Source organism: Clostridium sp. AF29-8BH, assembly GCF_003478145.1.
GTDB classification, from domain to species: Bacteria; Bacillota; Clostridia; order Lachnospirales; family Lachnospiraceae; genus Otoolea; species Otoolea fessa.
Genome location: NZ_QUEL01000042.1, coordinates 1 through 6,804, shown reverse-complemented (window position 1 = coordinate 6,804; position 6,804 = coordinate 1). Strand labels below are relative to the sequence as shown.

At 44.1% G+C, this 6,804-nt stretch carries 6 protein-coding genes; 4 read left to right on the top strand and 2 right to left on the bottom strand.

All coding sequences use genetic code 11. The features are described from left to right. Positions 1 to 292 precede the first annotated feature (292 nt). The 4 genes from DWZ16_RS14935 to DWZ16_RS14920 all read left to right on the top strand — a co-directional run bounded on the left by DWZ16_RS14935 (position 293) and on the right by DWZ16_RS14920 (position 4,659). Positions 293 to 829, top strand: coding sequence for a hypothetical protein (locus DWZ16_RS14935; RefSeq protein ID WP_107001171.1), 537 nt, complete (start codon positions 293 to 295; stop codon positions 827 to 829). A gap of 807 nt (positions 830 to 1,636) precedes the next feature. Then, the gene (locus DWZ16_RS14930; RefSeq protein WP_107001170.1) at positions 1,637 to 2,059 is read left to right on the top strand and encodes an RNA polymerase sigma factor; all 423 of its coding nucleotides are present in this window, start codon (positions 1,637 to 1,639) and stop codon (positions 2,057 to 2,059) included. Positions 2,060 to 2,549: 490 nt separating this feature from the next. Next, on the top strand, positions 2,550 to 2,750 hold the full coding sequence (locus tag DWZ16_RS14925) for a hypothetical protein (protein ID WP_107001169.1): 201 nt from the start codon (positions 2,550 to 2,552) through the stop codon (positions 2,748 to 2,750). Positions 2,751 to 3,150: 400 nt separating this feature from the next. After that, positions 3,151 to 4,659 (top strand): recombinase family protein, encoded by a 1,509-nt coding sequence (locus tag DWZ16_RS14920; protein ID WP_118523158.1) that lies wholly within the window; start codon positions 3,151 to 3,153, stop codon positions 4,657 to 4,659. Positions 4,660 to 4,713: 54 nt separating this feature from the next. Here DWZ16_RS14920 and DWZ16_RS15630 read toward each other — a convergent pair whose 3' ends face one another. Together DWZ16_RS15630 and DWZ16_RS14915 are read right to left on the bottom strand one after the other, a co-directional pair. Beyond that, positions 4,714 to 4,887, bottom strand: a complete 174-nt coding sequence (locus DWZ16_RS15630; RefSeq protein WP_182427385.1) for a hypothetical protein — start codon at positions 4,885 to 4,887, stop codon at positions 4,714 to 4,716. Between the two features lie 116 nt (positions 4,888 to 5,003). Then, entirely contained in the window at positions 5,004 to 6,233 is a 1,230-nt protein-coding gene (locus tag DWZ16_RS14915; RefSeq protein ID WP_147353437.1) for a DUF6273 domain-containing protein, read from the bottom strand. Between the last annotated feature and the right edge of the window lie 571 nt (positions 6,234 to 6,804).

The following is a 6,804-nucleotide window of genomic DNA, read 5'->3' as shown; positions in this document are numbered from 1 at the left end:
AACATCAAAACACAAAACTTGAATACCCGGTTTTTATATCAGAAAAATATACGATATATGTTGATAATTAACAATTTATTAAGTTTTATTTACCATTTTTAGATTATATTGCATATATAGGGATTCTGTGGTATACTACAGTTAGTTATAAAAAGCTCATAACCGATTAGTAAAGGGAGGGATACCATTGGGGCTATAGAGGAGGAGAATTTGAGAGAATAGTGCCTTACATAATGGTGGGCGCTAAAAAATCTGAGTTTGTTACTATGGTAAAGTCTCAAGGAGGTCATTTATGAAGAAAGGTTTGAAAAAGGCATTGGGTCTGTTGGTAGCGCTGAGTCTCATGGTAGTTGGTAGCGCATTTAGTGCTCTTGCTGCTGATTCTCCAGAACAGAGACAAACATTCAGTGTCGATCTGAATAATTTTGACGAAAGCCAGCCCTATTCGGAAACATTACATTTCGAGAAGGACGGTCAGCCGGTAACAGTGACACTTAGCTATACGCCTCCTTTAACTCGTGATCCTGCTACTGAAGGAACGTGGAAATCGGATGCATTTTGGGGTGTCGCAGGTATGGATTACAGATTTGACTTATCAAAGAGTGGTAGCCAGTGGAAAATTTCTAATGCACGTGATTTAAATACCTACTGTGTTGGCGGAACGGTTGAAGATGAAAGTTTAGCCATTGGCCGTGCAACATCTACCTCAAGCAAAGCGGCCGAAGTGACTGGCTCTATGAGAGCAAATGTAGTCGGCGGAGTAGGAACACTTTCTTTCGCTTTAAGAACGGAAGTTTTTAATGGAGAAGTTTCTACCGTATTAAATTAAGAATAATATAAGTAGAGTCCTATTCAAAAAGGTGTTGATGTAAATATGTCGGCAATGTCTATATTTTTTCTAGTTGTATGCTCCGTCCTTGGACTTGGTGTTTTATACTGTATAGCTCGAATTATAGGATGGCTATTCAATCAGATAAAAAATAATGCTGATTAAGTGAAAGCAATTATACAATTTAAAAGGGTTGTTGCAAAGAGAAAAGTAATGTTCTGTATATGGTAGATTTAATAATTGACATATACTATATATAGTAAATTGAGTCTGTTTTGTAACAACCTTTTTAAAAGAAAATTTTTAGTAACAATTAGATAGAGTAGAGGTACGTTAACCATTAACATATCCTCTACTCTATTTTTTATTTTTGCCTCCTATCTACGACAAATTTTGCAAAAAATACATTATATGATAATAAAAGAACTACGAGATTTTTACGCGGAGGTTGCTAATAACATGAGTTAGATTATTGAGAAAAAATAGATGAAGCAACGCCCCTTTTGCTTTACCTCCTCCTAGATGGGAGGAGTTTTATTCCAATTTAAACTTTTTTAAGGCTCAAACAAGCTGTTATTTGTTTGAGCTTTTTTTATGTTCGACACCTTATTTCAGGATTTGCTATCGAAACAGAGCCAGTCTTGAGATAAGCTGTCGAGGCTTTTTTAGAACGAGTAGCCATCTTTACTATTTTATAGATTTTTCACTGTTATTTTTTGAAAATTTCAGAAATTTCAGCCTACATATACGCTCCCCGCCGCTTCTGTTTTGTTGTCCATCCATCACAAAACAAAGCGGAGGTTCAATATGGCTATTATAAATTTACGGGACTATTACCCTTTTTATACGTCAGACTACTTTATGGAAGTACCAGAAGATGTTGTTGAAATGTTCAAGGAGTTTGACCGGAAGGAAGCCGCTTACCGTCTGCGTACATACCGGCACAAAGCCTATTACTCCCTGGATCGGAATGATGGAATTGAGCATGAGGCGCTTTTCGTTGCGTTCTCTCCCTATGAACTGTATGAGCGTAAAGTGACGATACAAGAACTCTATACCGCCATCTCACGACTGCCCGACAAACAGGCAAAGCGCATTTACGCTCATTTCATTCTCGGCTTGACGAAACAAGACATTGCCCGGGCCGAGGGTGTGGATGAAAAGGTCGTGCGGCTCGCCATTGAGCGCGGCCTTCGGAACTTGGAAAAAATTTTAAAAAAATTTTTATAAGGTGTACCGATTTCGCCTCAAAAATGAAATGGCTTATGAGAGGCAGTCAAAGCCTCGGGCCACATTGGCCCGAAGCGGGACACGCCTCACGCAGATTGAAAACTGAATAAAAGATAGACGGATACGAAGGGTGCTTGTGTCCAGTGACAGGCCCGCCATGACCTCTATTTTTACACTAGAGAGAGCGACCAGGCCCATGCCGTAGGCAGACTGTGGCAGGTCTGCCGGACAAAACACAAAACCCGGATACTTGCGATTAGTCACAATCCGAGCGTGCAGCGGTGTTGCGAACCGTGAGCCGTCGCAGGTAATGAGATCGCCTTGCCATCAGAATGGGGAGAGCTGAAATGCTATGGGACAAAAAGCCAACTGTCCGTCCGGTCTATCTGAAAAAACTTTCTAACCTGTGGGGCCCTTCCTCTATTACTGTCTGATGATAGGGCAACCGTTCTGGCTGGGCCCCATATTTTTCTATGAACAGGAGAATTTTATGAAGGAAAATATATCTAGTCCAGAATTAACGCTGAATATATGGAGTAATGACGCCTGCCGGGGCTATGTGATTATGGCCATGCAGGACTGTGGATTCACCCATAAAGATATTAGCCGTGTAGTAAATCAGCTTTATGGAGTGTTTGACTTATACACACTCAACGAGGCTGAACAGAAATATTATAACGGCGATTATTAGCTTCGGGCCAACGTGGCCCGAGGCTGGGGAAAGCTCAAAGGGCAGTTCCTTCCAGGGAGCCGCTTTTTTAGGTTTCCCCAGCAGACAAGAGGGAAGCTGGCCGCTGTTCATCCGTACTGAAAAGTGGAGGTTTTCGATGGTTCAATCTGTTACATACCAAAGCGAAAAACAATCCGTATATTTTCAAGGGAAACTTATCGTATTGGAAAATCTAATTCCGGTACTATCCCCGGATGAAAAGAACAAGCGAAAAAGAGAAATCGAAAATCACTTATATGATGTGTTCAGTAAATACACGGACAGATTTTACTAATCAACCGCAACATTGTTGTCCGGGGCTGCCTATGGTATAATATAATTGTAAGGTTGGTAGCTCCATTCCATACGGAAGGAGCCCAATATGGACATTATCAGAGAAGATTGTATATACGCGAGACAGTCGGTAGACCGTAAGGACAGTATCAGCATTGAAAGCCAGATTGATTTTTGTAAGTATGAGCTGAAAGGCGGAAGCTGTAAAGTATTCAAGGATAAAGGCTATTCCGGGAAGAATACGGACAGGCCGGAGTTTCAAAAGCTGTTAGGAGAAATCCGAAAGGGCCGGGTGCGGCGGGTAATCGTTTATAAGCTGGACAGAATCAGCCGTTCCATTCTGGACTTTGCAAACATGATGGAGCTGTTCCAGGAATATGACGTGGAGTTTGTTTCGTCCACAGAAAAGTTCGACACCTCAACCCCAATGGGGCGGGCCATGCTGAATATTTGTATCGTATTCGCACAGCTTGAACGTGAGACAATCCAGAAACGCGTCACGGACGCTTACTACTCCCGGTGCCTGAAAGGTTTTCACATGAGCGGACAGGCCCCCTATGGTTATCAGTTGGAGCCGACAGTGGTTGAAGGTATCCGCACAAAAAAGATGGTGGCAGACCCCGAAACTTCCCAATATGTAAAGCTCATGTTTGAAATGTATTCCGAGCCGGAAACGTCTTTTGGTGACATTACACGGTACTTTGAGGAACAGAACATCAAAGTTTACGGTAAATCGCTATTCCGTACCTTTATTTCACAGCTTTTAAGAAATCCTGTTTACGCACAAGCAGATTTAGAACTCTACGAATTTTTTAAAAGCCAGGGGGCGGCTATTGTCAATGACGCTTCCGATTTTGCCGGAACCAATGGCTGTTATCTCTATCAGGGCCGGGACGTGAAGGAGGATAAAGACAGGAGCCTGAAAGACCAGATACTTGTAATCGCTCCACATGAAGCGCTCATACCGTCTGATGTATGGCTGAAATGCAGGAAGAAGCTAATGACAAATAAGCGTTTTCAACAAGGACGTAAGCCGAAAAATACATGGCTTGCCGGAAAAGTTAAATGCGGGTGTTGCGGATATGCCTTAAAGGCAACACACGTTCCGAACAGCGAAGGCTATTTTCGCTGTAGTAAACGGACTGAAAATAAAGGCTGCCCGGGCTGTGGTAAAATCCGTAAATCTGAATTTGAGGAATTTATTTTCAGTGCTATGCGGGCGAGATTTAAAAATTTTCAAGTCCGCCATAGCCGGGAGGAAAAAGTCAATCCCAAACTGACCGCCCATCAAATTGAACTGGCGCAAGTTGAAGCCGAGATTGAAAAACTACTTGATACGCTAACCGGAGCCAACGCAACACTTCTTGCCTATGCTAACAAAAAAATTGAAGAACTGGACACTCGCCGCCAGACCATTTCAAAGGAGATTGCGGAAATGTCCATTGAAACAATGTCACCCCAAAAGGAGCAGGAACTCTCTTATTACCTCGACCATTGGGACAGCATTGAATTTGACGACAAAAGGAAAGCCGTTGACGGCCTGATTATTTCAATCAGCGCAACTAGCGACCACGTTCAAGTAGAGTGGAAAATCTAAGCTCTAACTTCTGGATTATCCCACTCTACTTACTTTCAAATCTATCTTTTCTTTTTAATCTTGTTTGTACCCCTTGTACACCGTTGCTTCCTTTCTTTCCGAAACAATCCCCAAATCCCAATCCTCAAACACAAACCCGCTCGCCGCAAACGCCGGCAGCGTCGCCGACAAAAGCATCGTCGTCATCACCGCAAATGGAATCACTTTTTTCATCTTCTTTTTCCCCATACACGTTCCCCTCTTTCCCCAAACATTAGATTGATTTCCCCTTGTCCAATCTTTTCTCCTAATCAAACTGCCAAACAGCTTCACTCCCGCTTTCCAAGCTCAACAAGTATTCTTTTTTACATCTGTGACAGTGCAAATGCCGGACGTACTCCATATGTCTCACTGTCCGTCCTCACCGGACGCAGACAGCCATTTACCAGATCAACGCCATAAATCTGCTGATTATAAATGAATTTCCCGTTTTCATCCTGCAAATAAAAAGGCGTCCGCAGATAATATCCCTGTGAATAGGTACTGATCTGACTTTGTGGGTTATCATCCCCGGAATCAAACCGCCATAGATATTCCCGGTACGCAAGTGCCTCTTCCAATGACAGGCAGAAAAGCTGGTCGTTCATAAACTGAAAACCAATATCCTGACGCACCAGTTCCCGCCCGGACGTCTGCGAAAATGCACCAGCCGCCGTGCTTCCCGTGTACGCGGTCTGGATTCCCGTATGGATCGGTTCCAGACAGAAACTGCTGTTCTGACTGTTTTTCTGCAGCCATGCGCGCACCTGCGAAGTTTTATAATTATTGTCTTTGCCAAACGAGAAAATCTTCATCTTTTTTCCCGGTGCCGTGTCCACATCCGCCCGGATCACGCGGTCACAGAGAAACAGCGCTGCTTTCCGGTGTTCATTCTGCCAGTCATGGTAATCGTCGTCGATACAGGTAAATGACAAAATCTCTCCGCCCACCTCGCGCAGCTGGACATCGCCCTCCTTCCAGATCACTTTTTCGGGCATTTCACTTTCACTCCAATCCACGCTTCCACAGCGGTCACAGATTTGATCCCCGTTTTCATCCAGGTGCCCCAGCGCCGGAAGGCGCTCTATCTTTTCTTTCTGACATCGTCCGCAGACATACACTGCCCGCCCATTCTTTAAGCAATCATTTTCCTCCCACTCCCATTGGCTCCACTGATGCGTACAAGTACGGTCATCCCAGTTTCTCCGCACCCGGATGCGCGTGATGATATATTCCTTTCCATCCACCGAAAAGGAATCCTCTTCCACCTCAGAATAAACCGCGTCGTATTCCACCCCGATTGTTTTTGCCGATGGTGTAAAATCCTGACCAATCAGATAAAATTCATGCCACGCTGCATCCCCGATCGCAGATACCAGATTCCGGATCCTGGCATCATTTTCCGACTGATTTTGAACGGTCAGACCGGAATCGCTGCCCGATACCGCCGCATCCTCGCGCCCAAATATGGCGCACTCTGCCTCCCATGCCCTCTGTTTCCATCGTTCCAGGCGTTTCCGAAGCGCCAGCATGGCGGCATCCTCCTCTGCTCCCATTTCTGGGACCTTGCCGCCTCTTTCATATTTGATATAAATTTTTTCAGTTCCTGTTCCATACAGTTCAAATATTTGCGGTGACTGTACCGCTGATTTCCAGATATGCCCGTCGCTCCCTATGATTTGCTCTGGGAAAGATACATTCAGGGAAGTTCCTTCCAAAACTTTGCCCGTTTGCGTATGAAATATAAGATGATTTGCATTCTCAGCATCTATAAATGAGACGCTGTAGCCGACTATGACAGCTGTTTCTGCCTGTTTCACTGCATTTTCAGCTGCCAGCGCCATTCTACCGGATGAAAATATCAATATCAGTGATATTCCCAAAATGGTACCATTCCGGCAGCGACGCCCTTTATGAGCCCCCATGTTTATTTTTAACAACTCAAACCTCCCCCCTCAAACCTTTTTCACATCCCTTTTCTTATCCTCTTTCGCAAGTTATATAAGGTTACTGTTCACGCATACGTGCCCAGTAACGGAATTTGCCGTGGCTTCGCATTTAAATACGGCAAATTCCTGCTGCCACCACGTTTTCTTACGGCACTTTCGGTTCCAAAAGTGCCTACCT